Raw genomic sequence first — 26,471 nt, forward strand, 5'->3', positions numbered from 1 at the left:
TCTTTTTATTAATCGAATAATTTGACTAACTAGGCTGGTGTATTCTCAGAATATCATTTTCTAAATCAACTTGATAATCAGGTCTGCTTTTGGCGACAAACTCTTTTAGTTGACTCACAGTTGGATAATCATTCATTCCTGTAAATTCACGGGCATCATCTATGAGGATGACATGATTTTTAATGGAATGTGATAAAATAGCTTCTAACTCCTGCATGATAGGCGTTTCTAAATCTCCTTTTGCCGTGATTCCGGCTGAGTAATGCCCGTCCAGCCAAAAAAGGCAGGGTTCATTAAGATAAGTCAAAGTTTTCGGTAATACTTGAGCGCTATCTCCCTGTAAAATATGGATATGGGAGCGGCTGCTAAATCTTTCTTTTGCTTCTAAGTAAAGCGGAACGCTGAGTTCAATAGAAAATATCTGTCTGAAAACATCCCTCATGCTGAAAACCATGTCTCCCAAGTAGGTTCCTGTTTCTACCAAAGTAGTTAGTGAAAATCTCTGAGCATAATCTTTCACGACTTGCTGTTTAATTGCTGGGGGAGGCGGTACCGGCTTGCCAGATGCGATCCAATATTGGACTTCAAGCTCGCTTTTACTTTGAATTTTTTTAAGATGAACGACATAAACACACATCTCGCCAACTCTCAAAGATTTTACCACATCAGCTTCTGAAGGGTGAGGGGCTAAGTAAACTTCATCCAATATTTGGTATCCTGGAAAATAGGAAAGAAATTGCTGTTTTGAAAAGATGCGGTGAGCGTTAAATGCAATACAACTGGTTCCCAATGGAACACTGACAATTAACTCACCTCCCGGCTTAAGAATTCGGTCTATTTCTGCACAAGCACGTCGCGTCCCATTTGGCATGATTGGGTCTCCATACCTGCCAAGACCGATGTGTTCGACAACGCATAGGGAAGTTACAAAACTTTGAGAGGCATCTTCAAAAGGCAGATCTAGAATGCTTCCAGCAACTAATTTTAATCCAGGTAAGTTGATTTCTGGGGGTCTGATATCGACAAAAGTTGTCGGGACAAATTGAGAGATGATACTGGCATAAAGTACCGTTGAACCAATGTCTACAACCGCAGAAGGTTTTTGTTCAAAAATTTTTCTGCTCGCCCAAGTATCTTGGTATAAATAATATTTGTCGATCGGGGTATTCGGCAGGTCATCGCCCAGGCAAGGATAAAATATGGTATTAGGGAATTCTTTTGATTCTTCTTCGGATTCGTTAAAGCGGGTAAAATAATCAATAAAGTCTTGTTTATACTTTTGAATTTGGGGAGCATTGATATTTACCGATCGGGAACTAGCAAAAGCATCAAACATTTTTTCTATATCTGAAATCATAAAACCTTCCTGAATTTAGAGTTTGCTTGGTAATCGTTTCCTAGGTTCTTTAAGCTTGCAAGGGCTGAACACCCATTTTGGTTGTTCCCAGAATAGTCCCTACTATTTTATACAACGTTTTTGCACGCACACAGGATTATTTTACATAGAAAACGCTGAGGATTGAGACATCCGATCGCAAGCGAGCAGCTTTAACATCACTCTCTCTCGTTCAATTGACAAATTCAACGCTCTACTCTATCTCAGCCATAGGCATATTCGGAGATCGCGGATTTGGATATATTTGCAACCCTCTGGGCTCGACAATCAAATCGAGCGTCTCCATCACCATAGCACCGAGTAAAGCATACTTTTTCCCAGGTGAGACGATTGCTTCAAACCAACCTTTCCTACCGCACACTTCGACTTCAACCCCACCAACAATATCTCTTTGGGCCGTCTGCTCGTTAGCATACTTAACTATCTGCTTCCTAATCTTAGGGAAGTTAAACTGTGCAGCAGTTGATTCGGGCAAAACTAGCATCGTCGCTCCTGTATCTACTTTTGCCTCCTGATCCACTATCTCGCTGTCAGTCAAAAAATTTCTAATTTTTAAGGTAGTGTAGGTAATTCCCATCGCTGCTCACTTCTTGGTTTCTACTAGATTAACTGAAAATCGCCCGCCGATCGCCGAAAACCTTGTGGGCTGGGGGACGCCAACTCTTGACAAAAATCATTTAATATTGTAATTGATGGCTTACTCGCGGGCAGATGAGAAGTTCCGTTCCCGCCACATCAGACCGCCACAGCATGGCCGGGATTCCTCACCACACAAAAACAAGTTACAATTACGTTAAGATTGATGAACATAAATAAAAATTCCCAGATCACAGGGACTAAAAATTAGGAGGATCGACCTCGGTGAATAAACGGTGGAGAAACGCTGGCCTGTACGCACTGCTGGCTATTGTAGTCATTGCCTTAGCAACGGCTTTTTTTGACAAACAGCCCCCAAGCCGCGAAGTTTGGAAGTACAGTCAATTCATTCAGGAAGTCGAAGGCAAGAGAGTAGACAAAATAAATATCAGTTCCGATCGCAGCAAAGCCCTGGTCACAGCCCAGGACGGCAACAAGGTACTCGTTAACCTGCCGAACGACCCCGAACTGATCAACATCCTGACCAAAAATAACGTAGATATTTCAGTTCTGCCCCAAAGCGACGAAGGCTTCTGGGTAAAAGCCCTCAGCAGCCTGTTCTTCCCGATTCTGCTTTTGGTCGGACTGTTTTTCCTGGTGCGGCGCGCCCAAAACGGGCCCGGCAACCAAGCCATGAACTTCGGCAAATCCAAAGCTAGAGTCCAAATGGAGCCACAAACTCAGGTGACTTTCGGCGACGTGGCCGGCATCGAACAAGCCAAGCTAGAGCTCGCAGAAGTCGTGGACTTCCTGAAAAATGCAGACCGGTTCACCGCAGTCGGAGCAAAAATCCCCAAAGGCGTACTGCTGGTGGGCCCTCCCGGAACTGGCAAAACCCTGCTGGCAAAAGCAGTGGCTGGAGAAGCAGGCGTTCCCTTCTTCTCGATTTCCGGTTCAGAATTTGTGGAAATGTTCGTGGGTGTCGGTGCTTCCCGCGTCCGCGACTTGTTTGAACAAGCTAAATCTAACGCTCCTTGTATCGTATTTATCGATGAAATTGACGCCGTAGGTCGCCAGCGGGGCGCTGGTTTGGGCGGTGGTAACGACGAACGGGAACAAACTCTCAACCAGTTGCTGACAGAAATGGACGGCTTTGAGGGCAATACAGGCATCATTTTGATTGCTGCCACCAACCGCCCCGACGTGCTCGATGCGGCGCTGCTGCGTCCGGGTCGCTTCGATCGCCAAGTTGTAGTCGATCGCCCCGACTTCGGAGGCCGCCTAGAAATTCTCAACGTTCACGCCCGCGGCAAAACTTTGTCAAAAGACGTGGACTTGGAAAAAATCGCCCGCCGGACACCCGGTTTCACCGGTGCGGATTTGTCCAACCTACTCAACGAAGCAGCAATTTTAGCCGCCCGTCGCAACTTGACCGAAGTCTCGATGGATGAAGTCAACGACGCGATCGACCGCGTGCTCGCTGGCCCGGAAAAGAAAGACCGCGTGATGAGCGAAAAGCGCAAAACTTTGGTAGCTTACCACGAAGCCGGTCACGCTTTAGTCGGCGCGCTGATGCCCGATTATGACCCCGTGCAGAAAATTAGCATTATCCCCCGCGGCCGCGCTGGCGGTTTGACTTGGTTCACACCCAGCGAAGATCGGATGGATTCTGGCTTGTATTCTCGGTCTTACTTGCAAAATCAAATGGCGGTAGCTTTGGGCGGCCGCATTGCTGAAGAGATTGTCTTCGGCGAAGAAGAAGTAACGACTGGCGCGTCGAACGACTTGCAGCAAGTGGCAAGAGTAGCGCGGCAAATGGTGACTCGCTTCGGAATGAGCGATCGGCTAGGCCCTGTAGCTCTCGGTCGCCAACAAGGCAATATGTTCATGGGTCGCGATATCATGGCTGAACGCGATTTCTCGGAAGAAACTGCTGCGACGATCGACGATGAAGTGCGTTTGTTGGTAGAACAAGCTTACCGCCGCGCTAAAGATGTACTCGTCGGCAACCGCCACGTCCTGAACGCCTTGGCAGATATGCTAGTTGAAAAGGAAACGGTGGATGCTGATGAATTGCAAAATTTGTTAGCTAATAGCGATGTGAAAATGGCGACCATCGCCTAATCAATTTTGGATTTTGGATTTTGGATTTTAGATCAAATCTAAAATTTGAAATCAATAATTGGGGTGATTCTGGGATTGTCTGGAATCGCCCCGATTTTTTTATGAGTGCGATCGATCGATTTTAAATTTTAAATTTTGGATTTTAGATTTAATCTAAAGAATGATATTATGTCCGGTCGCTTCGCCCGAAATCAGGTAGGGGCGGGTTCACCAATAATATCGGCCAATAATTGACCATCTCAAAAACCCGCCCAGCCGGGATATTATGGTCAATCGATCGGACATGATATCAGACATTCAGCATACCTTTTTCCAGCAGCTAGCGCTTAACTTCTTCCCAGGGAACTCTTGGTTCCTCTTTTCTATATTCAATAATCCGACAGTCCTCAACTCCTCCCAGATATCGTCTGGGTACTGGAAGTCAAGCAGCACCACGACTTTTTCGCCTTGAGACTCAACTAATATCAAATCCGTTGGCATCGTCCTGTATTCATCTCTCTCTTCCCTTTCTCTGTATCCTCTGTGTCAAGAGCGGTTTCATCATTCCGATACAACAGGAATTGATATAAAAACTGAAAGTCTGTCGGTTCGCCGCATTCAGCCAGCACGTCAGCTCAAAAATCTCTGTGGTTTTTGAGGTCAAAAATTGCAGCGGTTTTGTTGCCTAGATTGTCCGTTAAAAATTGAACGTCGCACATATTGTAATTTGCCATATATCGAAGTTAGCAACCTGTATTAAAATTAGAGGCTAGTCAGAATGATATGAGTTTCAAATTTGGGATCTGCCCACTTTAAAATCCTTCGACCGATCGCGCCAAATTCTAAAATCTAAACTCTCAACTCTAAACTTGTATGAATAATCAATCTTGGTTGACACTACTAAAAAAACACCGCGCGATCGCAGTCATCCGTTCCTCAGAAAAGGAACTCGCTTCCCAGATGGCAAAAGCGGTAGCAGCAGGAGGAATCCAGTTTATTGAAATTACTTGGAATACCCACAAAGCCGCTGAAGTAATTGCCGAACTCCGCTCCGAATTCCCTACTTTTAGTATTGGTACTGGCACTTTATTAAACTTAGAAGAGTTGCAACAAGCAATTGACTGCGGCGCTCAATTTCTGTTTACTCCGCACACCGATTTAGCTATGATTAAAACAGCCGTTGACGCGGGAGTGCCGATCGTCCCCGGTGCTTTTTCTCCTACGGAAATTGTAACCGCGTGGCAAGCAGGTGCTACCTGCGTTAAAGTGTTTCCGATATCGGCTTTGGGAGGCGCGGCTTACCTGAAAAGCCTGCAAGGCCCCCTGGGAAACATTCCTTTAATTCCCACTGGCGGGGTGACGTTGGAAAATGCGAAAGTATTTATTGACGCTGGGGCGATCGCCGTTGGTTTAGCCGGAGACTTATTTCCTAAACACTTAGTGGAAAATCGCGATTGGCGGGCGATCGTCCAAATTGCCCGAACTCTCTCCCAAAACTTAACAACTTGTTAAGTCCCGTTTCCCAATCCAACTTTTCAAATCTACAATCTAAAATAGGACAAGCCAATCTAAAATCTAAAATCTAAAATCTAAAATAGTACGAGGTGTGAGAAATGAACAGCATTATCAACTCAACTTACTTCCGTCGCGCTGGAACTTTCTGTGCCGGCTGCGCCCTCACTTTTGCTACATTCTGCGGCGGTTCAATGACCGCATTTGCCAGCGAACAGCACAACCTAATTGCCAATAAAATTATGCAGTTGCAGCAATCCAGCGAACGCTGGATTGAAATAGATTTGTCAAGACAAAGGTTAATAGCTTGGGAAGGAAATACACCCGTTTACGCGGTGGTTATTTCCAGCGGCAAATCATCGACTCCCACCCGCACGGGAACCTTTGCCGTTCAAACCAAATACCGCGTTGCTAGAATGACTGGGCCAGACTACGACGTGCCCGACGTTCCCTATACAATGTATTACGACGGAGGCATGGCAATTCACGGCGCTTACTGGCACAATTTGTTTGGCAATCCCGTTACTCACGGCTGCACAAATGTAGCTGTAAATCACGCTAAATGGCTATTTGAATGGGCTTCGGTGGGAACGCCAGTGGTGGTGCACAAATCTGAAATTTAGGCCCTTGGGCATGGGGCATGGGGCATCGGGCATCGGGCATCGTCGAACATTATTAGAACTTATGCACCGGTGGTCAGAAACCGGGTTTTTTTGCGAAATACTTTGGTACAGCCCTTAGATTGAGTAAAAAACCCGGTTTCTTTGGTCGTAGTGCGTCTAGGACTGGTTTTTTACGCGTACTTGCTTAACTGCTGCCTTCAACCACAATCCCAATTGTAGAAAACCTTACTAAACTCTAATTCCCGGAGTGCTGATTCATCAATAAAAAAATTACCTATACCACCGTCTCCCCACATGATATCTACTGTCTCATTGCAATCGGTATCCATTTGGAAGAGAAGAATGTCTGGCTTTTGTTTTTGAGTGGAGTTACTCCTATATTTTCTTACGTCGGTTTGTGTAAAATCAGGATAACCACCTATTTTATGACCAAAGGAAGGCGATATTTCTAGGTACTCATCCTCTATTTCAGAGTTCATAAATAACTCTTCAATTTCCGCGCCTAAAATTTCTGTAAATTGGTAGTCACTGGTACTAATGGGCGCATATTTTTTAGTAAACTGCAAGCTGCAACAGCCATCAACAGGAAAATATTGGGGTGGCGGCAAAAAATCATAATTGGTAATGATATTTTCAACTTGGAAGTCGGGCTGAGGAAAATAGATTATTTTGAATTTTTGCTCGACTGCGGGATTATCTACATTGGCGTAATTGCCGAAATCTAAACCATATAGGTCATCGTCAGCTATATAGAACTGTAAGATACCCCGATCGGGAAAACCATCTAAAGGCGGTATTTCATCAAAGTTGAGTTGCGCTAGCAAAAATAAATATTTACCGTCACAAGTTTTGGGATATTCAAAGCCTTTAGGTAAATAGGGCAATCCCCCAAATTTACTCTGCCACCAATTAACCTGGTCATTATTCTGGGTTTGAATTTCGATGTAAGGTTTAATGGTAGCTTCGATTCTGTCGCGATACTTTTCTAGTTCTCGAGAGAGTGGAAATTCTAGTTTGTAGTTCATCTGCTTTTAATAATTTTAGTCTTGGACACACTCCATCAAAGAAACCGGGTTTTTCACTTCATCGGCGGGCTGCAACAAAGGATTTTCCTAAAAAACCCGGTTTCTGAGCTCCTATGCGTTCAGGAATGCTTAACTTAGCTGCACCACTGGTTTATCCTCTAACAAAGTTTCATTTGTCAGCAAATCTTCCACGGTAATGCGTAAAAAGCGCTGTTCGTCAACGCGGAATAAAACTTTTATGCGATCGCTCCCCGGATACCCAGGCGGCGTCAATTGCGCGATGCTGCGGGCTCCTTCTTTATCATTTAGGGGCTGTACCGATGTTTGGCCCGCGAGTTGGCGAGTAATTAGCCTGTCGCCGTCAAAATATATCTCCGTGCCGCCAGTTTCCGCTCCCAATTCGCCGATAATTAATTCTATACTTGGCTGACTTTCTAAAGAAGCCCCCAAGACTAATTCTACCGGTTCGCTCATCGGATAAGACTGGCCGGATTTAATTAAACTGTGCCAACTGTGGCAATTTTCGCGGCGGTTCCAGTAGCGAATTCCGTAACTGTGATAGAGAAAATCTTTGATTTCTATGCCTTGACTCAGTTGCAGAGCACCTTGGGCGATCGCCTCAAAGGGTTTGTCGCAGCGAATTTTTGCCGTATCGAAATATTGCTGCACCCAACGCCCGACAGCGGGAATTTGCACAGTACCGCCAACTAGCAAAACTGCATCAATGTCGCCAATTTCTAAGCCTTGGCGCCGCGCTTGCTGCAATACTTGATTCATGCACTCGTCCAGTTTGTCAAAAAACTGATGTTCAACGAGGATAGATTCAAAACGAGTTCGGTCTAATTCTAATTCGTAACTCTCAAAATTTTCGTCATCAAAATAAACCTCAACTGCCTGATTCACCAAAGATAACTGAATCTTTAACCGTTCTGCCAATCTCGTTGTAATGGGAGATTTTGCCAGCCCTTTTGTTTGCACAAAATAGTCAACCAGCCAATTATCAATATCAGAACCGCCTAAATTTTGTCCGGCTTTAGCCAAAACCCGGGCAACTTTTGTTTTTTGCGCTGAAGATTCAGCTAATAATTTTTCGCCCCACTTGAGAATAAAACCGAGGGGCTTTTTATTGGAGGAAGCGTCCAAACGCACCAAAGAAAGGTCTAGAGTTCCGCCGCCGAAATCAATGACTAACAGATTTTCGCGATCGGCTAAACCGTAACCCAAAGCAGCCGCCGTAGGTTCGTCCAACATCCGCACCTGTTCTACTTCCAGAGATTGAGACACTTTGCCCAACCAATGGCGGTAAGCTTCAAAACTATCTACAGGCACTGTAAAAATCAAAGAGTCGATCGGCAAAGGCAGTTCGCGAATTGAGTTCACAATTTGGCTCAAATACCACTCACCTACTTGTTCAAAAGTAATAAGTTGCCCGTCAAGTTCCGGCACAAAACCCTGAACCGAAGTGCCAATTCCCCGCTTAAAATTGCGGAAAAACCGAGAATCTCCACTCAAATCCAGGCCTTTGTCGCGGACTTGCTGACCGAGTATGACTTTACTTTGATCAGCGTCCTCAACGTAGAGTAAACTGGGAATTAGGGGCGGATTTTGAGCCGAGATTGCCGACAATCCCGGTAATTTCAAAGTTTCGGGCTGCTGGAGGACTTGATTCCAGCGAGCGACGACAGTGTTGCTAGTTCCAAAATCAATTGCGATCGCCATTCAGCCAAAATACACAGCTACGAAGGATTCAATCATATTATTGTATTTTGAACCCCAAATGCAAATAGATTATCAACTTGTGCTTGCATAAATACTTAGTTGCAATCAAAACTGCTTTAGCAGCGGAGTCTTCAATTTTGTGCAACTGCATATTTTTGGTTGCAACAAATAAGCGCCACTTTTATAAGCGGCACAAAACTCATACCATTTTAAATTTTAGATTAAACACTTGGGAATGGCTGACGGCATAAGGGTTTGGAACACTGGCCTACAGTTGCATTGTTTCTTGAAAGTGGTATAACTTGTCCGCCGCCACCAAGCTTTTTCCTTTGATCTCAATCCAATTTTTTAAGGAAGCCTGCAAAATGCTGGATATGGGCGATCGCAAATCAGCACTATTGGCTCTAACACTGCTTGTCCCTGCGGCTAGTATGGGTATCATAGCAGCCTTGTATATTGCCCCTGGAAGCTGGGGACAAACACTGTCTGTCTTTTGTCAAGTTTGGTTGCTAGTTTTTCCGATCGCGTGGTCTGTTTTTGTCGATCGCGAAAAGCTCAGTTTATCCCTACCCAAGCGCCAAGAATTGCTGGCTGGATCTATTTGGGGAATATTCATGTTTGCGGTAATTCTGGGTATCTATAGCCTTTTTGGTCAGCACTGGATCGATCCTGTAGTTGCTAAAGAAAAATCCTACCAATTAGGTATTAGCAGCCCTACTATTTACTTGATTGTAGAAGCATATTTTGTGCTAGTTAACTCGCTGATAGAAGAATTTACTTGGCGCTGGTTTGTCTGCAACAAGTGCCAGATTCTCATACCGGGCACAAAAGCAATATTTCTGAGTTCGCTATTTTTCACCCTCCACCACATTTTTGTAATAGCAGCTTACAGCGACTGGCAGGCTGTGCTATTAGGCTCCTTAGCTGTCTTCGCCGCCGGGATAATTTGGTCGCATTCTTATCTAACTTACCGTTCGCTTTGGTCGAGTTATATCAGCCACGCGATCGCAGATTTGGCCTTGGCAATTATTGGTTGGCAAATCCTCTTTAACTAGCTGCTTTTTCAGCGACTATCGTCGGCAATTATACAGTAAAAATTGACACTTTTCCCAACTCGTTCTCCCGACTAATATCTCCCCGCATCATCTGACAGAATTTCTGGGCGATTGCCAATCCCAAACCCGTACCGCCGTATCGGCGAGTAGTAGACTCGTCCGCTTGCCTAAAAGCTTGAAATACTCTCTCAATTTACTCTGTATTCATTCCAATTCCAGTATCGCTGACTTTAAAACTAATCCATTCTTCAGCAGCCGGAATATCCGAACTGGGCTATTGACTGATGCTGTGCAATAATCGAACGTTCATATCTTCCCACAGGAAGATGCCTGCGGTTAAGGCATTTGCTTTTAATTCTAGGTTCGGTTTTGCTTGCGATCGCATAATTTTAGCTGCATGAAAACTGGCCCACATATCGCTACAAGCATCGGCGGCCCGGTCCCCAAGATCACACCGATTGTCATCTGGAATTGCCAACTTAGGAAAAATTATGCTTTCATAACATCCAATTTTTTGTAGGCGAAATCGTTTGATACATATCACGAAGCTGCTGCTACTGCTTAGGAGTCAAAGTTTGCACGATATAGGCCGATCCCCCTGGAGTATTCCTTTGATCTTTATAGGGTCATTTGATAAGTTGCTGCTCAAGTTTTGTTACGGTAATTACTTAGACCGGAATTGGGCAGGAACGCTACATATACTCTGCCCCGCAGTGGCAGTTTCTTGTGGCAAATTTTTCAGGCGAGCGCCTTTTATTAACAAATTTAAAACTCAGGCAGCTAATTAAATTTATATCGGTGAAACTCTATGTTCTGTAGCACGATTGGGCAACCTATTTTTTCAAACAGTGGACGCATCAACCAGGTTTTTTCATGAACATACGAAAACTGAGGGCGAGGGATATCGCTTGAAAAACAGGGTTTCTCCCCTCATTTGCGCGTCCACAACGGTCATTCGCGCGATCGCGCCCTTGCAGGTATCTGAGAAAACCACCATCTCTGAATCTTGAAAAAATAGGATAGTGTATCAAGCAATACCGACACCACAGTTACCAAAAAATCATAGCCACTGATGGTATTTATATCTGTTAGTTCAATGGGGCAATCAACATTCTCAAGGTAAGAATTCCCCTCTTGAATCCAGTATAAAATTTGGCCAAAGGCGATATCAATATCCTGCGTATTGTTGTTAATGCTACCTTTATCCCCACATTAAAAGTTGGCTGATATTCGGTTTCCCGTACATCCCTGTCCGTTGGATAGTAAATGATGTTATCTTTAACAGATGCTGTGGTCTAGCTTGGTGTTTGTCGCGAAAAAAGATCCTATTTGATGAGGTATCCATCTTCAGGGGGAAATTTCGCTTACCTGCAAATTATCCCTATGGGAACTGTTCCGTGATCGCATCCATCGTTATTATCATTGCAATGACATTCAAGTTTTGGCAGATAGATATTGGGGTGTTGCGAACAGTCGATCGGTTGGATTCTATGTAAACACCAGGAAAGCGGTAATTAATATTCACCCGCCCCCCTTTCCTTTTGGGCTCTAACATCAGCGCTGGTAGCAGCGCCGAAAGCGAGTTTAAGTCGTCAGCGGGACTTAAAAATGAAAATCACCTTTGTTCTTCCTACTCTGTCTCTAACTGGTGGAATACGAGTAATATCTATTTTCGCAGAACTTTTGAGAAAGCGAGGACACTCCGTGTTCGTCATCTCTCTACCCCACGCCCAACCGAGTATGCGCCAGCAAGTCAAGTCGCTGCTGCGGGGAGGGGGTTGGATTTCCCCACCTGAAAACGAACCCTCATTTTTCGATAACTTAGGTGTAGAACACAAAATTATCGATCGCTACCGCCCGGTAGAGGACAAAGATGTACCTGACGCTGACGTAGTAGTTGCCACCTGGTGGGAAACCGCCGAGTGGGTAGCCAAACTCTCTCCTAGAAAAGGAGCAAAAGCTTATTTTATCCAGCACCACGAAGTTTTTGACTATCTACCTCAAGGTAGAGTAGAGGCAACTTGGATGCTGCCCATGCACAAAATCACGATCTCTGAGTGGTTAGTTGAGCTAGCTCGGACTAAATATGGCGATGAGAAAGTTTCCTTAGCTCCTCCTACCGTGGACACCAAGCAATTTTACGCCTGTCCTCGCAACAAACAATCGGTTCCTACAGTTGGTCTAATGTATTCTACAATCTACTGGAAAGGAACCGACATCGCCCTCAAAGCTTTTTCCCTAGCAGCCGAAAAGATCCCCAACCTGCGTCTGGTTGCCTTCGGTACAGGGGCCCCATCCTCGGAATTGCCCCTACCGGCCAATGCCGAGTATGTAATTCAACCCGACCAAGACAAAATCAAAGACTATTACAGCAAATGCGATGCTTGGCTGCTGGCGAGCCGCTCAGAAGGCTTCGGCTTGCCAATTATCGAAGCGATGGCGTGCCGCACTCCCGTCATCAGTACCCCAGCAGGCGCTGCTCCTGAAATTTTGAGCGACGGTACTGGCATACTTGTAAGACCAGAAGATCCCGAAGAAATGGCAAAAGCCATAGAGCGTATCTGTCAGATGCCAACTTCCAAGTGGCAAGCCATGTCTGAAGCCGCCTATGCCAAGGTGAACAATTATACTTGGGATGATGCCACGGCTCATTTTGAAGCGGCATTGAAAGTTGCTGTAGACAAATCTAAGCAGGGCGAGGTTAACATAGATTCCTGTTCTCCCTTCAAGGGAGAAAAAAAAATCCGGTTGTATGCTAACAGTCGCGCCGCCATTTGAAATTGGGCGCTACGGGCGTTTTAGGTGCGGGATTCTGAGGAGAAACTCAATATCGTTTGGTGGGGTTCTTCTGCCACAACTAAAATCCCCTGTGTCCTATTTTCTACGCAGCAGTCTCGACACGAGTTCTGACCGCAGCGACGAGGGAATACTGGTTATAAATTGATCTGCCCAAATCTGAACCAGAGGGCAACGGAGGTTTTAAGGCTGGCTCCGTTACAGGTTAAACTTGTCTTGTCGTCAAACATCTGCCCATTTGTAATGGGGAAAAGTCCCTGACGACAAAGTAAGATCGGCTTGACTCTCGAGTTACGATCCCTCCTGCAGAGATCCGCACCCCCCACAAAAGCCAAACAGAGGCTGGTAAGTGCGAAGTTTTTGTTATGAAGGAGTTTTAACCAGTATCAATCTTCAGCATCTACTCATGAAAATTACTTTTGTCCTTCCTACCCTTGGTCTTACAGGTGGCATGAGGGTGTTATCTATTTACACAGAACTGCTGCAAAAGCGAGGACACAAAATATTTATCGTCTCTCAACCCCCGTGGCAACCGGCTTTGATCCAACAATTGCGCTCGTTGCTGAGGGGTAGGGGTTGGGAGTCCCCTCCCAAGACACCAAAGTCTCACTTTGATAAAGTGGAGGTCGAAAGTCGAGTTCTCGAAACCAACCGCCCAATTACCGATTTGGACGTACCTGATGCCGATATTGTCATGGCTACTTGGTGGGAAACTGCCGAGTGGGTGGCAAAACTCTCTCCCAGCAAAGGAACGAAAGTATATTTTCTACAACACTACGAGGCTTTTGACTACATACCAAAAGGTCGAGTAGAGGCAACTTGGCGGCTGCCGATGCACAAAATCGCTGTGGCCCAGTGGCTGGCCGACATAGCTCGGAATGAATACGGCGATTTGTCTGTATCTCTCGTCCCTCCTACGGTGGACACCAAACAGTTTTACGACCCCCACTCGCGAGCGAAGCAGCCCCGAGGCAAGCAATTAGTTCCCACAGTCGGGATGTACTATACTACAACTCCTTGGAAAGGCTGCATTCTGGCCCTGAAAGCTTTCTCTATAGCTGCTGAAAAAATTCCTAACCTTCGTTTAGTTGCCTTTGGTTCCGGCGATACTCCTCCTCCCAATTTTCTGCCCCCGGGTACTGAGTATAATAAAGCACCTAGTCAAGACCAACTAAAAGAATTTTACAGCAAATGCGATGCTTGGCTCTTTTCCAGCAGCTCCGAAGGCTTCGGTTTGCCAATTTTAGAAGCTATGGCTTGCGGCACTCCAGTCATCGGCACTCCGGCTGGTGCGGCTCCGGAACTACTTGCTGGCGGGGGTGGCATACTTGTCAAGTCAGAAGACCCAGAGGATATGGCAAAAGCGATCGAGCAGATTAGTCACTTGCCTGATGCCGAATGGCGCGCAATGTCCGAGACTGCTTTGGAGACGGTAATAAATTATACTTGGGAGGATGCAACTAATCTCTTCGAGGCGGCACTATACACTGCTTTGGAACGTCAGGCACAATTAACGAACAAGACGTAAAATTGAGGTTGATTTAAAAGATTGGGGTTGGGCGATCGTTTAATCGAGAATTTTTATCGGGCAATTTGAGTTGTCTTTGTATAATTTTACTGCCAAAAAAGACCTATGGTTGCATTAATCCCAGTTGCTATGTTCGGCTTTATTCCAGTCGTTTTTTACCTGTTTGTGAGGTTTCCGGCTCAGCGGGCGGTAATTATAAGTTTTGTGGCAGCGTGGCTGTTTTTACCGCAAGCTTCTTATCCCATCCCCCTATTGCCAGCGTATACCAAAATCTCCGCAGCTTGCTACGGCATTTTGCTGGGGACTCTTATCTACGATACTTCGCGCATCACCTCTTTTAAGCCCGGTTGGCTGGACGTGCCAATGGTAATTTACTGTTTGTGTCCCATTGTTTCACAAGTTAGTAATGGCGGCAGCCCGATTTCTCCGACTTTCAACCAAATCGTTACTTGGGGTCTGCCTTATTTTTTAGGACGCTTGTATGTGGGTAATTTAGACGGGCTGCGACAATTGGCGATCGGGATTTTTGCAGGTGGGTTAGCCTACATTCCTTTTACTTTAGTTGAAGGGGTTAAGGGCCCACTTCTGCACCAAATGGTTTACGGCGTCAGTGCCTTTGAGGACTGGGGTCAAGCAAGGCGTATGGGGGGGTGGAGACCGGTAGTATTTATGCAGCACGGTTTGATGGTGGGTATGTGGATGATGACAGCCGCCTTAATTGCTGTTTGGCTGTGGCAAACTGGGACGCTCAAAAAGTTTATGGGTCGTAACATCAAGACTTTAGCAATTATATTAACTATCGCTTTTTTCCTGTGCCGTTCTACTGGCGCCTACAGTTTATTTGGAATGGCGTTGATCGTATTATTCTCTGCCAAGTGGTTTCGCACCTCTTTGCCCCTGCTCTTCATAATTGGATATATAGTGTTTTATCTGTACATAGCTGCATCGGGTCAATTTTCGAGCAAAGACGTGATTGGATTCATCACTCAAATATTTGGCGAAGAACGAGCCGGCTCTCTGAAGTTTAGATTTGACATGGAAGAGATTTTGGGGGAAAAAGCGCGGCAAAGATTTCTTTTTGGCTGGGGAGATTCCGGCGCAAACCGCGTGTACAACGGGTACGGTAAAGATATCACGGTCACCGACAGCTTATGGATTATTACATTTGGCATCAACGGTGCAGTCGGTTTAGCTAGTTTATTTTCTTCATTGTTACTTCCTGTTATCGTCTTTTGCGTGTTCAAGTATCCTGCCAGAACCTGGTCTAATCCGAAAGTAGCGCCCGCTGCCGCCCTGGGAGTAGCCTTAACTATGTACGTGTTTGACTGTGTTTTGAACGCTATGACTAACCCGATTTTTGCGATGATTGCTGGAGGAATATCGGGTCTGGTTTTAAAAGCTCCAGAAAGTCTTAAGGCCAAGAAAACCAGTTTGCCACCCAGAAGACAGTCGCTGGTTCACCAAAAATCAGGATGATTTTCAGGAATGCGATCGCCGCTTCACTTCAAGCTTGACACTATCTTGCCTTCCGTGGAGACAACAACTAAAAAATCTACCCTTTTTGCATGAAATCAAGTTCGGAAGTTGCGAGATATTTCTCACTAGCCTAAAATTTTAATCTCATAAACTCTTTTTTACATTCAGTTGCCATGCTTCAACAAGTATGAGCACGGGATGGCTTTTTGATTGAAACTGTGTTGCGAGTTGTAAACTTAAAAATTGGCTTTATACACTTTTTCTAAAACGAGTTGATTCTTTACATAATCTTTAAAAATCCTGAGTAGACAGGTAGGGTCTAGGAGGATATACTGAGAAAAGTATGTTCATTGAAGCGCCCAAGTAGTTAAAACACGAAACTCTATTGTGGGTTATAATAGTTTGAGTTGTAGTTTAATCTAAAACGGGAAGGGCATAATAAATGAAAACAGTTAATTTATTGAATGTCTCGATAGATAACTTGTCAATAACAGAGTTGTTTGAAAAACTCGACTGCGAAGGTGGTGTCGTATTTACACCCAATGTAGACCACTTGATTAAGTTGCAGTATGACCGCGACTTCTATGAAGCTTACAATACATCTACTTATAGAGTCTGCGACAGCCAAATATTGATGTATGCCTCCAAGTTTTTGGGTACTCCCCTCAAAGAAAAGATTTCGGGTTCGGATTTGTTTCCGGCATTTTATATGTATCACAAAGATAACGAGAAGATTAAAATATTTTTGCTAGGAGCTTCTGAAGGTATAGCTAAGAAAGCCCAGGAAAAAATTAACCAAAAAATTGGTAGAGAAATAGTGGTTGAAGCACTTTCTCCTTCTTTTGGCTTTGAAAAAAATGAGGAAGAATGTGAAACAATAATTGACGCGATCAATAAATCAGGAGCGACAGTTCTGGCTATAGGAGTGGGAGCGCCCAAGCAAGAGAAGTGGCTGGTTAAATACAGGAGCAAATTAACACACGTCAAAATTTTCTTAGCAGTAGGTGCAACCATTGATTTTGAAGCTGGTTGCAAAGCCCGAGCCCCCAAATGGATGAGCGAAGTCGGCATAGAATGGGCGTACCGACTGTTAAGTGAACCGAGAAGGTTGTGGAAAAGATATTTGATTGAAGGTCTGCCTTTTTTCCGATTAATCTTAGAACAAAAATTAGGCTTTTATAAAATGCCTTTCGACAGCCTTTTTTCCGATTAATCTTAGAACAAAAATTAGGCTTTTATAAAAAGCCTTGCCTTGACCGCCAAACCAGGAAGCTAGAAGGGGAAGGCGGTTCCTAAAAGCTGGAGCGACAAATCTCTAGCGTAAATTAAGCTGAGTATCAGAGAAAGTGCGTTTGACTTCAAGGTAAGACTGATGCAATCTGTGGATAGTCCGATCGCACTTTCTCTCAAAATAATTCATTTTTGCTTTCAAGTGCAGGTAAAATCGGAAAGAAACCTTTTGTGGAAAATCCTAATTAGGGATGCAACCGATGAATCTGCCTTCTTTCTTGTGGTTGTGGAAAATAGCGGCTTGGTCAATGGGTGTTTCCCTGTTGGCTTACCTGTTGCTGGCCGTTACTGGAACGTGGATGTTTGCCGCTAGGAGTACCAAACAACCGCGCCCAAAATGGCTGCGTCCCTTTCATTTAGCCACTGGTGCGGGGATGGCGACTTTGGTAATTTTACTGCTGGGAATTGGTGTAGTCGGTACGCTAGGATACTACGGTAATTTGGGTCACTCGGCTCATTTACCGGCGGGGTTAGCTGTTGTAGCTTTGGTGTTGGTTTCTGTCGGAAGCGGGCTGCAAATTGGCCCTAAACATCCTTGGGCGCGTCCCCTCCATATCGGCACTAATTTGGCCTTGTTTGGGGGATTTCTGACTGTGTTGCTCACAGGATGGACGATCGTACAAAAGTATTTGCCGAAAGTTTGAAACCTGTCTATTTGACCTAAAACTATACCAAATGTGCCAGGGAAACCATATATGTAAGGTGCGCCGCAGCGCACCCTAGGTTTAATTTTTTTGCGTGAGTCCGCTTTTGGTGATGAATTCTAAAATATGCTGCGCGGTAATCTGTGGCTTTTCTAAGTGGGGAACGTGCCCGCAGTCGGGTATCCAAATTAGTTGAGAATTTGCGATCGCCCTTGCAAACTTTTCCGCATCCGCCGTCCCCAAAATCCGGTCTTGTTTTCCCCACAAAATCAGCGTCGGCTGCCGAATTTGCGATAATTTTTCCCCAAAACCACCATAACCGCCGCTTTTGGTAAACGCAATTAAAGCTTGATTCCAGTTGGGCATTTCCAAATGTAAAGCAGCACAAGTTTGAGCGTCTAGAGAAGCCAAATTTTTATCGAAATAAGCATTGACGCTAATTCGCTGGCGAATTTTGGGATTGCGTAAAAATGAAGTTGCCAGATATCCTAGAGGAGGAATTAAAAACTTTCCCTTATTAGAACTGATGGCAAAACCTGCGCTATCTATTAACACTAATTGTTTTACAGCTTGGGGATAATTGAGAGTGAAATCAATTGCTGCTGCACCTCCCATTGAAGCACCGACTAAGATTACAGGCTGCGAAATTAGCGTTTTCCAAAAATAGTAAAGGTGACTTTCAATTGCCCTCGCGCTGAATGCCAAACCAGCCGATCTTTCTGTAAAGCCAAAACCCAACAAATCAACCGCCCAAGTTTCATTTTCGGCAGCCAGCAGCGGCAACAGGCGGCGGAATTCAAACAAGGAACTGTCGAAGCCGTGAAGTAGTAAAATCGGTGTGTTGCCGCTGCCTTGGCGCACGTAGGTTGTGGCAATTGGCCCAGAAGATAGGGGAGTTGTAATTGCCTCTCGTTGAATGCTTTGGGCTAAGGCAATTGAGGTAGATTCTGTGAGTTGTGCGATCGATTTTGGCAGAAAACTTGCTGGCATAATTCTTGATAAATTGTGAATCGGTAGGGGCGATGCCACTCTGTCCGCCCTAACATTTAAGTATATATGCTTGCTCGATCGCTATTTTAGGAGTTGGGGCGAGTCATTAAAATTCGATCGATACTCAGTATCCCTCAGCCCAGGCTTAGGTTTGTCGTGCGATCGCCAATATAGCAATTCTCAATTGCCCGCAATATACTAAGGATACAGCACCGTGCCTACGGAATATGTGTATTGCACTCCACAGGATAAGGTATACCGCAGCCTGCGTACCCTAAAAAATGCAATAGAGGCGGGTTTTAGCCGGATTTGTCGATCGCCCAAATCCGTCTCCAACTCGCCCCAAATGACAACAGTTAACAATTAACCGACTAATTCTTCGCCCCAACGCCAACATACATAATCGACTGATCCTCATTAATTTTGATTTTAAACAACCCCGACTTTTTGTAATCCATATAGTTAGCTAGATTAGATGTTAAAGTTTGAGATACTTGTTTGAAAATACTCGCCGAAGGAAACACCTGCTTTCCGCGTGTAAAATCTTCCCAAAACCCGTGCATTGCGGCTAACATAGCGCCAATTTCGCCAAACATATCAAAACCTTTAATTTCAATCTTGCCAAAACCAATATCCTGCATTACCACAGATAGTTCCTCCGGGGTAATAAATTTTTCCCAATCGTGAACGCCCCGCTTAATCTCCTGCAAAATATTTTCCATCAGCCCAATCATCACAATTTGCGAAGAAAAAGTTCGGTTGATTGTATCAAAAAAGAACAGTCCCCCAGGCTTGAGAATCCTGTGAACCTCAGACACAACTTTTTTGTAATCGGCAACGTGTTCCAAAACATCCACGCAGATTACAACATCAAAGGTATTGTCGTCGTAGGGCATATTTTCCGCAAAACCTTGCCTGTAGTCAATCTCAAAACCGCTGGTAACTGCGTGATTTTGAGCGGCTACAATACATTTGTCCGATCGATCTATTCCAGAAACAATAGCCCCTCTCTCGGCCATAAACTCGCAAGAAAAGCCGCCGCCGCACCCGACATCTAAGGTTTTCAGCCCTTGCCAATTAGTCGCGTGTCTGTCGAAAAACTCAAATCTGGGTTTGTTTAGATGGTAGAGAGCATAAATTTTAGCATTTTCGTCCCACCAATTCTCGGCATTTTCCTCATAAAATTCTAAATCATTTTTTACTTCGGTTTTCTGCACGATTTTTTCAGTCCTGATTAGTGGAAAATATATATGGCGATTGCACATTTGCTAGATTTTATAGGACGCCAATACACCTAATTTTTGTGAAAAAACCGAGGTTTCGTGACAACTTCGCAGGCAGACAGCGGGTTTCGGAATCCGCCCGCGTAAGTTCTATTTTCTCGTTAGTTGTGAATCGCCACAGTTTTTTATTATAATATCTCTGGCATAAATTTCAACCAGATGGATCGCGTTTCTATTATCATCCCAGCCCTCAACGAAGCGACTTGTCTGGAACGCACCCTCCGCCAACTCAGCATCCTCAATCCTCCCGCTTGGGAAGTGTTAGTGGTAGACGGCGGCAGTCAAGACGACACTGTGGCGATCGCACTTTCGGCCGCCACGCGCGTTATTTCTAGCAGTACAGCCGGACGTTCCGTGCAAATGAACTTAGGTGCTCAAGTCGCCACCGGTGAAATTCTGTGCTTTCTCCACGCCGATACTTTAGTTCCCGACGACATTGTAGCGGTCATCCAGAAAACCTTGTCCGATGCCGAAATTTCCGGCGGCGGGTTTATCTCCCTGATGGCTGGTTCGCAGCAAACAAGATGGGGTTTTTCCCTCCACAATTACCTGAAAACTTATTACGCGCCGCTGTTATTTCGACCTCATTTATTTTTCAAAGGATTGCGCCTGCTGTTTGGCGACCAAGTTATTTTTTGCCGCCGTACCGATTTTTGGGACTGCGAGGGTTTCGATGCTGCGCTGCCAATTATGGAGGAAGCGGATTTGTGTTTGAAGTTAGTGCGACGGGGGAGACTTAAGTTAGTAAATAGAGTAGTGGAAAGTAGCGATCGGCGAGTTGCGAGTTGGGGCGAATTTAAAGCTATTGCCATCTATCTTTCGATTGGTTTTTTGTGGGGTTTTGGCGTTTCTCCCCGCTATCTCAAGCAGTTTTATGAAGACATCCGCTGACACACAAAATCAGATTAAATTCCCAGAATGTACTGGCTGTAATTTTTTGGCAAAACTTTCTGCAACAGGTAAATAATCGCCCAACAACCGAACAAAGTGCCTGTCACTAAAAAGCCGAGCTTCAGCAGCGGATGTACGGTGTCAATAAACTTATAAAACACTAACGCCACATATCTCACTACTGTCGAATCCAGGAGATATATAGGGAATGAATAAGCAGCCAATATTTTGACTAACCCAGATACTCTACTGGGAAGTGCAATACTCTTAGAAAATGCGAGGATCGATAATACGAACAAAATTGCGTATCCTTGAGCCGATAGTTTAAAAAACGAGCGGAAAAACCATCCCTCCGAATTCACTCCACTTATCAGGTAATATTCCCAAATGCTCGCTAGATAAAAAAGGAGCGTTGCCCCTAAAATTGGCATTTTTTTCCGTTCGATAACGGGTTGAATTCTGTCATACGAACCGCCCAAAAATATACCTGTTGAAAATGGCAAAATCCAACTAAAAATCCAGCGCTCCATCAAAGGTAGAGGTATAGATATATATTTGAAAGCGGTTAAGTAGAAGAAGATTGTAAAAATTGCTTGAATTGTTAAGCCCAAAGCCAAAACTTTTCTGGCTTCTAAAAATCTTAATTTCACGAGAAGCCACCACCAGCCGTAGCATTGAACAATCACAACGATGAAGTAATAGGGAGGCATCACTGAACCCGTCAAGATATCTCTAAGGAATGAAAGTAAATCAAATTTTTGGATTTCTCCCAAATTATTTAAGATGTACAAAGCTACTGACCAAAACAGATAAGGGGGTATAATTTTGGACAGTCTTTTTTTGACTACCAGTGCGGGATTATTTTGATTTTCCAGTTTGTTGGTGAGAAAAAAACCGCTCAACAGTAAAAATGCAGGTACGCAAAATAGTTGCAATGTATCGATAGCCACAAATAAAATTCTGCGATCGCGAAATGCGAAGAACCCAGCATGAGTAATCACAACACTGACGATCGCTAAAGCTCGGAGCAAATCAAATTCAGCGAACCGATTAGAAACTTTTTGCATGGTAACAATTAGATTGTAAAAATTGGAATCCAATGAGGAATTTTTTGCCTGATGAGTTTTTACCAAACTCTAGCATAAAATTTTATACTTGCTCCAATCTTCACAAAACTTATGTCTGCAAAAATAAGTCACCGAGTGCGGGGATTGAGGAAGAAAGACTATAGAGACTATTGCGAAAAAAAATCTACCTAAATTAGGTAGACTTTTAGAAATGTTCAAGCAATGAGTTCACTGTTGGCTAACCGTTGTTGTGATGGATGTGCGACGCAGAAACACTATCCAACTGCTCGCGCCCGTTGCGGATCACGCGCAGCATATCGCTCAACTTGTGCTCGATATTATCGAGCACTTGGTCAGCATAATCATCGGCTCCGTTTTGAATTTCCTCGCATTCAGCCATCGCCCTGACTCTCATCTCTTCCAATTCCTCTTGAGCCTGGTAGCGAATTTGTTCGACTTCCGCCAGCGTTGCCTGCTGAATTGCCTCGCAGTCGAGCAAAACTTGCTGCCGCAATTGATCTGCCTCTATCTTCGCCTGCTGGAGCAGGCCCATATCGTTTAAAATTTCTGCAGCTCGCTGTTCTGCTGCTTCTATCACTTCCTGAGCGTAAAGTTCCGCCTCTTGAAGCAAGTCGTCCTTGTGCCGGATGATCGTCTCGGCTTCCTGAAAGGCGATCGGCAAATTTAGCCTCACCAAGTCTAACTGATCGAGCAACTGTTCTTCATCCACCAGAGTGCGTCTGGTCATAGGAATTCGCGGGCTGTCGAGAACAATTTCCTCAAGCCTGTTCAATTCCCGCTGGATGTCTACTCCTGCGGTTCGGGTGGGATCTCCGAAGACGGCTGTGTTCTGAGGTGGTTCGTTCTCAGTGCCGCGTCCGGTAATGTCGGGTTCGATGCGAGTTGGTTCCTGCTGGCGTAACATTTGTAAATATCTAGGGCGACGTGTTTCGGAACAAGATGATCTACGGAGCCACCAAACTTGGCTATTTCTTTAACTACACTACTACTTAAAAAGCTGTACTCGTTAGAAGTTGCCAAAAAAACTGTTTCAATTTCCCCCAGAAGGGTTTTATTGGTGTGGGCCATCTGGAGTTCCATTTCAAAATCTGTTAATACCCGGAGCCCCCGCAGCAGCACTTTGGCTTGTCGAATCTTAGCATAGTTTACTGTCAAACCCTCAAAACTTTCTACTTCTACATTTGGCAAGTGTTGGGTAGAGCGCAGGATCTGCTCGATCCGTTCCTCTACGGTGAATAGAGGGGTTTTGCTGGGGTTTCTGACTACGGTAACAATTACCCGGTCAAAAAGTTTAGATCCCCGCTCGATAATGTCTGCGTGACCGAAGGTAATGGGGTCAAAGCTGCCTGGATAGATTGCAATCACGAGTTTGGCTCAACGAAGTGGGGGGGAGTGGGGGAATGTGGGATAGGGGGAGAGGGAGAGAGCGGGGGAGTGGGAGAGTCTATTATCTTGTATCCGTGTTAATCCGTGTAGTGCCTTCCTTCTGACAACTGACAACTGACAACTGACAACTGACTTCTACTTTTTCATGGAATGAGCTTTGTAGAAAGTTTCGAGGCTTTGCTTGTCCCCCACAAACCGCCAGTGCCAAGGCTCGTAACTGACGCCTTGGCGATTGTTTTTGGGGAAGGACATTTCAAAGCTGAAGGCTACGGCGTTGGCTTCTAACCACTTGAATGCTTGGGTATTTTCAAAACTGGGACTGAGGTTGTGTTCCGGGGCGCTGCCGTCGCCGATGTCGATCGCGTAACCGGTGTGGTGTTCGCTGTAACCTGGAGGGGCGCTGACTTCCGCTCGCTTGCTGGCGTTTTGCCTGCGTTCGGCTTTCACGTCAAAAAATACGTGCTGCTGGTCTTCCAGGGAGCGAAAGCCAGATATGGGAGCAAAGTAGATGCCTGATGCCGCTGCGGAGTTGGCCATTTCCTGATATTTTGCTGCTGCTGAGGTGCGGAGTTTGACACTACCGTCGGGGGTGACGCCTACCAAGTCTTTGGCTGGTGCTTCGGAGTACGGCAAGTGTCCCAGCAGGTTCTCTGGGGCGGCGGTGCCGGCTTTTGGATTGCTAGCTGGACTCGCGGCCGACGGAGACGCGGAAATTGTCGGCGCTGAGTCTTGTTGAGTTTGCTCTGCCTGACTGGTGGCTGGGAACAAGTTAAAGTTGAGGTGCAGCCAGATGCTGACCCCAAAGGCTAATGCGGCCAACCCTAGCAGTTTCCAAATCAGCCCTTTTTTCTTAGACTGACTCTGCCCTGCTTCTGGGTATGGGTGATCTCGCACTGCTTCTGGAATTTCGTCGGCGACAAGCTCCGAGGCTTGCGCGGGTTTTCTTGACAGACTAGCGTTATCCAAGCCAGCTCCACTCCTGCACTTCAATAAGGCTCAACGTTACAAATTGTAGACCGATATGGGCGATCGAACAGCTACAATTGTCGCTGAGAGTATATCATCTCTTTCTGACCTCGCCCCGTCCCATCCGCCAACTCTCGTATTTGTTGCTTGGGCCCAGAGTCGATCGTCCCTGCGAGGTCGCACTGGTTGGCGCTGGTAGCGCTGGTTTATTTTAAGTGTAATTTGTTACTGTTCCACAAAATCTAACAATTCTTCGATCGACACATCAAACGTCCGCGCCAATTTTAGCAGAGCACCGATGTCAGCCATTGCCATACCGGGCGATCGGGCATAACTTTTAACAGTATTGTAGGATACCCCGGAGCGATCGGCTACTTCCTTCAGCGTCCAGCCTTCCCTAGCAGCAAACTCTCTGATCCGCAATTTAACCAATTCGCCTCTTGACATTAGGGTGAAATTTCACCTATACTATATATGAGATTGAAAGCGCCGACCACCGTAACCGCACTCCCGGGGCCTAATCTTCCACAACATCAAACAAATCTTCAATCAACAGGTCAAAAGTTCGAGCTAATTTTTGCAAATGAGTAACGTCAACCGTTGCTAACCCCGGCGAACGAGCATAATTCTTAAGCGTGCTGTAGTGAACTCCCGATCGCTCAGAAACCTCTGTCAAAGTCCAACCCTTCTCGGCAGCCAGCTCTCGAATCCGCAACTTAACCAATCCCATTTCTTGACAAGAGGCCAGTATTGGCCTTAAAATATTTACATCATAAATAGCGATCGCCCCCCGGCGTCTAAAACTGAAGAGCGAACAGCTATTTATTCAAATGACCGACAATTTGGCATTCACCAACAAAAAGTAGGATTCACCAACAAAAAGTAGGATTCACCCAAAATCAAGTCGGAGTCACCCCAAACAAGTCGCAGTCACCGAGTCACCAACCATGATACCAAAACAAAACTCAGAAGCCAAGCAAATAAATCCACTTGCTCGCTTTGTCACCAAAGAAGCAGTGGCCAAAGTCTTGAAAGTCAAGCCAGAACAGATTCGGGACATTCGCTGCTGGGCTTACGTCATCCAAGTTGTGGGAGTTGGGATTAGTCGGTTTGTCAGCTACGGAGATATGCCGCCAATTTTAGGAGTCGAACCGCCGACGCTGCAAGATTGCATTCGGTGGCGGAAACGCTGGAGAAGCAGCCAACACCGAGCACCGATATTTTGGGTGGATTTTTATCAGAAAATAGGGTTTAAAACCCCGTCCTTCTAGGACGGCTTTAATTTCTTAAATCCATTCCTAAAAATCCGGAAATTTCTTGTATTTGTGCTAGACTAGAACAGTCAAGGTTAAACTCCTTTGCCCGAAGTGAAACGGAGACACACTTTTAGGCATAAATTGTTGGACCGAGAGCAGCGAAAACTCTTAAAACAGCTAGAGTATCGACGCATTCTCTTTACCAGAAAACAAATAATTTAGTTCATTTGTTAAGTAGGGTAGGGCATACCCGAACTCTAGGTTCGTATCAAGCGTAAGCTTTTGGAGATAGACCCTCTGGGGTTGCTGTGAATTAGGCTCGTCAATTGGTGTAATTGCACGGTTGAAAAGTTTAAAGATTGCCGAAAGGACATAGCGCTTAAAGGTCAGTCGATGAATTAAGAATCCCTACGCCTTTAGGCTAGGGAGTGTCAAGAGGGGAAATTTCGGCAGTCTCGGAGTGTGGAAGAACTCTACAACTGGGGTAAATTGGTGGGTAAGATTAAGCACGGTTTGTCAGGTTTGCAGGTGGAGTGGCTGCGAAAAATTTATGTTGTTGTGAAAGAGTGTATTCAGGCTTTTTGAAGGGCTGGCCTAGGAAAGTAGACAACAACAAGAGGCGGAAAAATGATTAAATATCCCTACACTATTTTAATTCAATGGTCGGAAGAAGATAATTGTTTCGTTGCCAGTCTTCCCGAATGGGGGCCTTTTTGTCACACTCATGGAGATACCTATGAAGAAGCTCTCAACAATGCCTGAGAAGTATTAGAACTTTTAATCGAATCTTCCGAGGAAGAGGGGAAAGCTTTACCAGAACCTCAAACCCTTGGCAAACTGTTACAATTAGTCTGATTAAGGTGCTTCC

The 26,471-nt window shown here is 45.2% G+C and carries 26 protein-coding genes and 2 pseudogenes; 13 read left to right on the plus strand and 15 right to left on the minus strand.

The genetic code is table 11. The annotated features are described in order from the left end of the window. Positions 1-25 precede the first annotated feature (25 nt). Positions 26-1,357: a DUF268 domain-containing protein gene (locus tag QUA16_RS07895; protein WP_333102615.1), complete on the minus strand. Its 1,332-nt coding sequence runs from the start codon at positions 1,355-1,357 to the stop codon at positions 26-28. A 232-nt stretch (positions 1,358-1,589) separates the two neighbouring features. Further along, positions 1,590-1,973 (minus strand): hypothetical protein, encoded by a 384-nt coding sequence (locus QUA16_RS07900; RefSeq protein WP_333102613.1) that lies wholly within the window; start codon positions 1,971-1,973, stop codon positions 1,590-1,592. A 284-nt stretch (positions 1,974-2,257) separates the two neighbouring features. Here QUA16_RS07900 and ftsH3 point away from each other — a divergent pair, with 284 nt between their 5' ends. Next, on the plus strand, positions 2,258-4,096 hold the full coding sequence (gene ftsH3, locus QUA16_RS07905) for an ATP-dependent zinc metalloprotease FtsH3 (protein WP_006633639.1): 1,839 nt from the start codon (positions 2,258-2,260) through the stop codon (positions 4,094-4,096). Positions 4,097-4,393: 297 nt separating this feature from the next. On the opposite strand, the gene QUA16_RS07910 is transcribed toward ftsH3, so the two are convergent. Then, positions 4,394-4,576, minus strand: a complete 183-nt coding sequence (locus QUA16_RS07910) for a hypothetical protein (RefSeq protein WP_333102612.1) — start codon at positions 4,574-4,576, stop codon at positions 4,394-4,396. A gap of 372 nt (positions 4,577-4,948) precedes the next feature. On the opposite strand from QUA16_RS07910, the gene QUA16_RS07915 reads away from it, so the two are divergent. Together QUA16_RS07915 and QUA16_RS07920 are read left to right on the plus strand one after the other, a co-directional pair. Beyond that, positions 4,949-5,587: a bifunctional 4-hydroxy-2-oxoglutarate aldolase/2-dehydro-3-deoxy-phosphogluconate aldolase gene (locus QUA16_RS07915; protein ID WP_333102611.1), complete on the plus strand. Its 639-nt coding sequence runs from the start codon at positions 4,949-4,951 to the stop codon at positions 5,585-5,587. Between the two features lie 101 nt (positions 5,588-5,688). Further along, complete coding sequence (locus tag QUA16_RS07920; protein WP_333102610.1) at positions 5,689-6,210, plus strand: L,D-transpeptidase; 522 nt, start codon at positions 5,689-5,691, stop codon at positions 6,208-6,210. Between the two features lie 197 nt (positions 6,211-6,407). Here the strand turns inward: QUA16_RS07920 and QUA16_RS07925 are convergent, their stop codons facing one another. Both QUA16_RS07925 and QUA16_RS07930 read right to left on the minus strand, forming a co-directional pair. Then, a complete protein-coding gene (locus QUA16_RS07925; RefSeq protein WP_333102609.1) occupies positions 6,408-7,235 on the minus strand; it encodes a YwqG family protein in 828 nt (275 codons plus the stop codon). Between the two features lie 129 nt (positions 7,236-7,364). Beyond that, positions 7,365-8,954, minus strand: a complete 1,590-nt coding sequence (locus tag QUA16_RS07930) for an Hsp70 family protein (RefSeq protein WP_333102608.1) — start codon at positions 8,952-8,954, stop codon at positions 7,365-7,367. A 329-nt stretch (positions 8,955-9,283) separates the two neighbouring features. Between QUA16_RS07930 and QUA16_RS07935 the strand changes: the two genes are divergently transcribed. Then, entirely contained in the window at positions 9,284-10,009 is a 726-nt protein-coding gene (locus QUA16_RS07935) for a type II CAAX endopeptidase family protein (RefSeq protein WP_333102607.1), read from the plus strand. Between the two features lie 28 nt (positions 10,010-10,037). On the opposite strand, the pseudogene QUA16_RS07940 reads toward QUA16_RS07935, so the two are convergent. Continuing rightward, positions 10,038-10,259: pseudogene (locus QUA16_RS07940) on the minus strand (ATP-binding protein); the annotation flags it as partial. A 24-nt stretch (positions 10,260-10,283) separates the two neighbouring features. Next, entirely contained in the window at positions 10,284-10,424 is a 141-nt protein-coding gene (locus tag QUA16_RS07945; RefSeq protein ID WP_333102606.1) for a hypothetical protein, read from the minus strand. 1,193 nt (positions 10,425-11,617) lie between these two features. Here QUA16_RS07945 and QUA16_RS07950 point away from each other — a divergent pair. The 5 genes from QUA16_RS07950 (at position 11,618) to QUA16_RS07970 (ending at position 17,743) form a co-directional block, all read left to right on the plus strand. Then, positions 11,618-12,787 (plus strand): glycosyltransferase family 4 protein, encoded by a 1,170-nt coding sequence (locus tag QUA16_RS07950; RefSeq protein WP_333102605.1) that lies wholly within the window; start codon positions 11,618-11,620, stop codon positions 12,785-12,787. A 424-nt stretch (positions 12,788-13,211) separates the two neighbouring features. Then, positions 13,212-14,333 (plus strand): glycosyltransferase family 4 protein, encoded by a 1,122-nt coding sequence (locus QUA16_RS07955; RefSeq protein WP_333102604.1) that lies wholly within the window; start codon positions 13,212-13,214, stop codon positions 14,331-14,333. A 105-nt stretch (positions 14,334-14,438) separates the two neighbouring features. After that, on the plus strand, positions 14,439-15,809 hold the full coding sequence (locus tag QUA16_RS07960) for an O-antigen ligase domain-containing protein (RefSeq protein WP_333102603.1): 1,371 nt from the start codon (positions 14,439-14,441) through the stop codon (positions 15,807-15,809). A 442-nt stretch (positions 15,810-16,251) separates the two neighbouring features. Then, entirely contained in the window at positions 16,252-17,022 is a 771-nt protein-coding gene (locus QUA16_RS07965) for a WecB/TagA/CpsF family glycosyltransferase (RefSeq protein WP_333102602.1), read from the plus strand. Positions 17,023-17,299: 277 nt separating this feature from the next. Continuing rightward, complete coding sequence (locus tag QUA16_RS07970) at positions 17,300-17,743, plus strand: DUF4079 domain-containing protein (RefSeq protein ID WP_333102601.1); 444 nt, start codon at positions 17,300-17,302, stop codon at positions 17,741-17,743. A gap of 81 nt (positions 17,744-17,824) precedes the next feature. Here QUA16_RS07970 and QUA16_RS07975 read toward each other — a convergent pair whose 3' ends face one another. Continuing rightward, positions 17,825-18,733, minus strand: a complete 909-nt coding sequence (locus QUA16_RS07975) for an alpha/beta hydrolase (protein ID WP_333102600.1) — start codon at positions 18,731-18,733, stop codon at positions 17,825-17,827. Positions 18,734-19,104: 371 nt separating this feature from the next. After that, the gene (gene ubiG, locus QUA16_RS07980; protein WP_333102599.1) at positions 19,105-19,950 is read right to left on the minus strand and encodes a bifunctional 2-polyprenyl-6-hydroxyphenol methylase/3-demethylubiquinol 3-O-methyltransferase UbiG; all 846 of its coding nucleotides are present in this window, start codon (positions 19,948-19,950) and stop codon (positions 19,105-19,107) included. Positions 19,951-20,175: 225 nt separating this feature from the next. On the opposite strand from ubiG, the gene QUA16_RS07985 reads away from it, so the two are divergent. Further along, positions 20,176-20,907, plus strand: coding sequence for a TIGR04283 family arsenosugar biosynthesis glycosyltransferase (locus QUA16_RS07985; RefSeq protein ID WP_333102598.1), 732 nt, complete (start codon positions 20,176-20,178; stop codon positions 20,905-20,907). Positions 20,908-20,921: 14 nt separating this feature from the next. On the opposite strand, the gene QUA16_RS07990 is transcribed toward QUA16_RS07985, so the two are convergent. The 4 genes from QUA16_RS07990 to QUA16_RS08005 all read right to left on the minus strand — a co-directional run bounded on the left by QUA16_RS07990 (position 20,922) and on the right by QUA16_RS08005 (position 24,347). Then, complete coding sequence (locus tag QUA16_RS07990) at positions 20,922-21,974, minus strand: acyltransferase (protein WP_333102597.1); 1,053 nt, start codon at positions 21,972-21,974, stop codon at positions 20,922-20,924. A 238-nt stretch (positions 21,975-22,212) separates the two neighbouring features. Next, positions 22,213-22,899 (minus strand): DivIVA domain-containing protein, encoded by a 687-nt coding sequence (locus QUA16_RS07995; RefSeq protein WP_333102596.1) that lies wholly within the window; start codon positions 22,897-22,899, stop codon positions 22,213-22,215. Then, positions 22,782-23,360 (minus strand): pantetheine-phosphate adenylyltransferase, encoded by a 579-nt coding sequence (gene coaD, locus QUA16_RS08000; RefSeq protein WP_333102594.1) that lies wholly within the window; start codon positions 23,358-23,360, stop codon positions 22,782-22,784. The genes QUA16_RS07995 and coaD overlap by 118 nt, the downstream gene beginning before the upstream one ends. Positions 23,361-23,516: 156 nt before the next feature. After that, positions 23,517-24,347 carry a M15 family metallopeptidase gene (locus tag QUA16_RS08005; RefSeq protein WP_333102593.1) on the minus strand — a complete coding sequence of 277 codons (831 nt, stop codon included), beginning with the start codon at positions 24,345-24,347 and terminating at the stop codon, positions 23,517-23,519. Positions 24,348-24,402: 55 nt separating this feature from the next. On the opposite strand from QUA16_RS08005, the gene QUA16_RS08010 reads away from it, so the two are divergent. After that, positions 24,403-24,546 (plus strand): hypothetical protein, encoded by a 144-nt coding sequence (locus QUA16_RS08010; RefSeq protein WP_333102592.1) that lies wholly within the window; start codon positions 24,403-24,405, stop codon positions 24,544-24,546. 26 nt (positions 24,547-24,572) lie between these two features. Here the strand turns inward: QUA16_RS08010 and QUA16_RS08015 are convergent, their stop codons facing one another. Then, positions 24,573-24,794: a helix-turn-helix transcriptional regulator gene (locus tag QUA16_RS08015; protein ID WP_333102590.1), complete on the minus strand. Its 222-nt coding sequence runs from the start codon at positions 24,792-24,794 to the stop codon at positions 24,573-24,575. A 70-nt stretch (positions 24,795-24,864) separates the two neighbouring features. After that, positions 24,865-25,077, minus strand: coding sequence for a helix-turn-helix transcriptional regulator (locus QUA16_RS08020; RefSeq protein WP_333102589.1), 213 nt, complete (start codon positions 25,075-25,077; stop codon positions 24,865-24,867). Positions 25,078-25,294: 217 nt separating this feature from the next. Between QUA16_RS08020 and QUA16_RS08025 the strand changes: the two genes are divergently transcribed. Together QUA16_RS08025 and QUA16_RS08030 are read left to right on the plus strand one after the other, a co-directional pair. Beyond that, the gene (locus QUA16_RS08025; RefSeq protein WP_333102588.1) at positions 25,295-25,618 is read left to right on the plus strand and encodes a hypothetical protein; all 324 of its coding nucleotides are present in this window, start codon (positions 25,295-25,297) and stop codon (positions 25,616-25,618) included. 612 nt (positions 25,619-26,230) lie between these two features. After that, positions 26,231-26,458: pseudogene (locus QUA16_RS08030) on the plus strand (type II toxin-antitoxin system HicB family antitoxin). Positions 26,459-26,471: the final 13 nt, after the last annotated feature.

This window comes from Microcoleus sp. S13_C3, from assembly GCF_036700905.1.
Taxonomy (GTDB): Bacteria; Cyanobacteriota; Cyanobacteriia; order Cyanobacteriales; family Microcoleaceae; genus Microcoleus.

Excerpts from the sequence above, each read along its gene's own strand:
- QUA16_RS07895 (WP_333102615.1), bottom strand. The coding sequence starts at position 1,357 with ATGATTTCAGATATAGAAAAAATGTTTGATGCTTTTGCTAGTTCCCGA.
- QUA16_RS07900 (WP_333102613.1), bottom strand. The coding sequence starts at position 1,973 with ATGGGAATTACCTACACTACCTTAAAAATTAGAAATTTTTTGACTGAC.
- QUA16_RS07910 (WP_333102612.1), bottom strand. The coding sequence starts at position 4,576 with ATGCCAACGGATTTGATATTAGTTGAGTCTCAAGGCGAAAAAGTCGTG.
- QUA16_RS07915 (WP_333102611.1), top strand. The coding sequence starts at position 4,949 with ATGAATAATCAATCTTGGTTGACACTACTAAAAAAACACCGCGCGATC.
- QUA16_RS07920 (WP_333102610.1), top strand. The coding sequence starts at position 5,689 with ATGAACAGCATTATCAACTCAACTTACTTCCGTCGCGCTGGAACTTTC.
- QUA16_RS07925 (WP_333102609.1), bottom strand. The coding sequence starts at position 7,235 with ATGAACTACAAACTAGAATTTCCACTCTCTCGAGAACTAGAAAAGTAT.
- QUA16_RS07930 (WP_333102608.1), bottom strand. The coding sequence starts at position 8,954 with ATGGCGATCGCAATTGATTTTGGAACTAGCAACACTGTCGTCGCTCGC.
- QUA16_RS07945 (WP_333102606.1), bottom strand. The coding sequence starts at position 10,424 with ATGTGGGCCAGTTTTCATGCAGCTAAAATTATGCGATCGCAAGCAAAA.
- QUA16_RS07950 (WP_333102605.1), top strand. The coding sequence starts at position 11,618 with ATGAAAATCACCTTTGTTCTTCCTACTCTGTCTCTAACTGGTGGAATA.
- QUA16_RS07955 (WP_333102604.1), top strand. The coding sequence starts at position 13,212 with ATGAAAATTACTTTTGTCCTTCCTACCCTTGGTCTTACAGGTGGCATG.
- QUA16_RS07960 (WP_333102603.1), top strand. The coding sequence starts at position 14,439 with ATGGTTGCATTAATCCCAGTTGCTATGTTCGGCTTTATTCCAGTCGTT.
- QUA16_RS07965 (WP_333102602.1), top strand. The coding sequence starts at position 16,252 with ATGAAAACAGTTAATTTATTGAATGTCTCGATAGATAACTTGTCAATA.
- QUA16_RS07970 (WP_333102601.1), top strand. The coding sequence starts at position 17,300 with ATGAATCTGCCTTCTTTCTTGTGGTTGTGGAAAATAGCGGCTTGGTCA.
- QUA16_RS07975 (WP_333102600.1), bottom strand. The coding sequence starts at position 18,733 with ATGCCAGCAAGTTTTCTGCCAAAATCGATCGCACAACTCACAGAATCT.
- QUA16_RS07985 (WP_333102598.1), top strand. The coding sequence starts at position 20,176 with ATGGATCGCGTTTCTATTATCATCCCAGCCCTCAACGAAGCGACTTGT.
- QUA16_RS07990 (WP_333102597.1), bottom strand. The coding sequence starts at position 21,974 with ATGCAAAAAGTTTCTAATCGGTTCGCTGAATTTGATTTGCTCCGAGCT.
- QUA16_RS07995 (WP_333102596.1), bottom strand. The coding sequence starts at position 22,899 with ATGTTACGCCAGCAGGAACCAACTCGCATCGAACCCGACATTACCGGA.
- QUA16_RS08010 (WP_333102592.1), top strand. The coding sequence starts at position 24,403 with ATGGGCGATCGAACAGCTACAATTGTCGCTGAGAGTATATCATCTCTT.
- QUA16_RS08015 (WP_333102590.1), bottom strand. The coding sequence starts at position 24,794 with ATGTCAAGAGGCGAATTGGTTAAATTGCGGATCAGAGAGTTTGCTGCT.
- QUA16_RS08020 (WP_333102589.1), bottom strand. The coding sequence starts at position 25,077 with ATGGGATTGGTTAAGTTGCGGATTCGAGAGCTGGCTGCCGAGAAGGGT.
- QUA16_RS08025 (WP_333102588.1), top strand. The coding sequence starts at position 25,295 with ATGATACCAAAACAAAACTCAGAAGCCAAGCAAATAAATCCACTTGCT.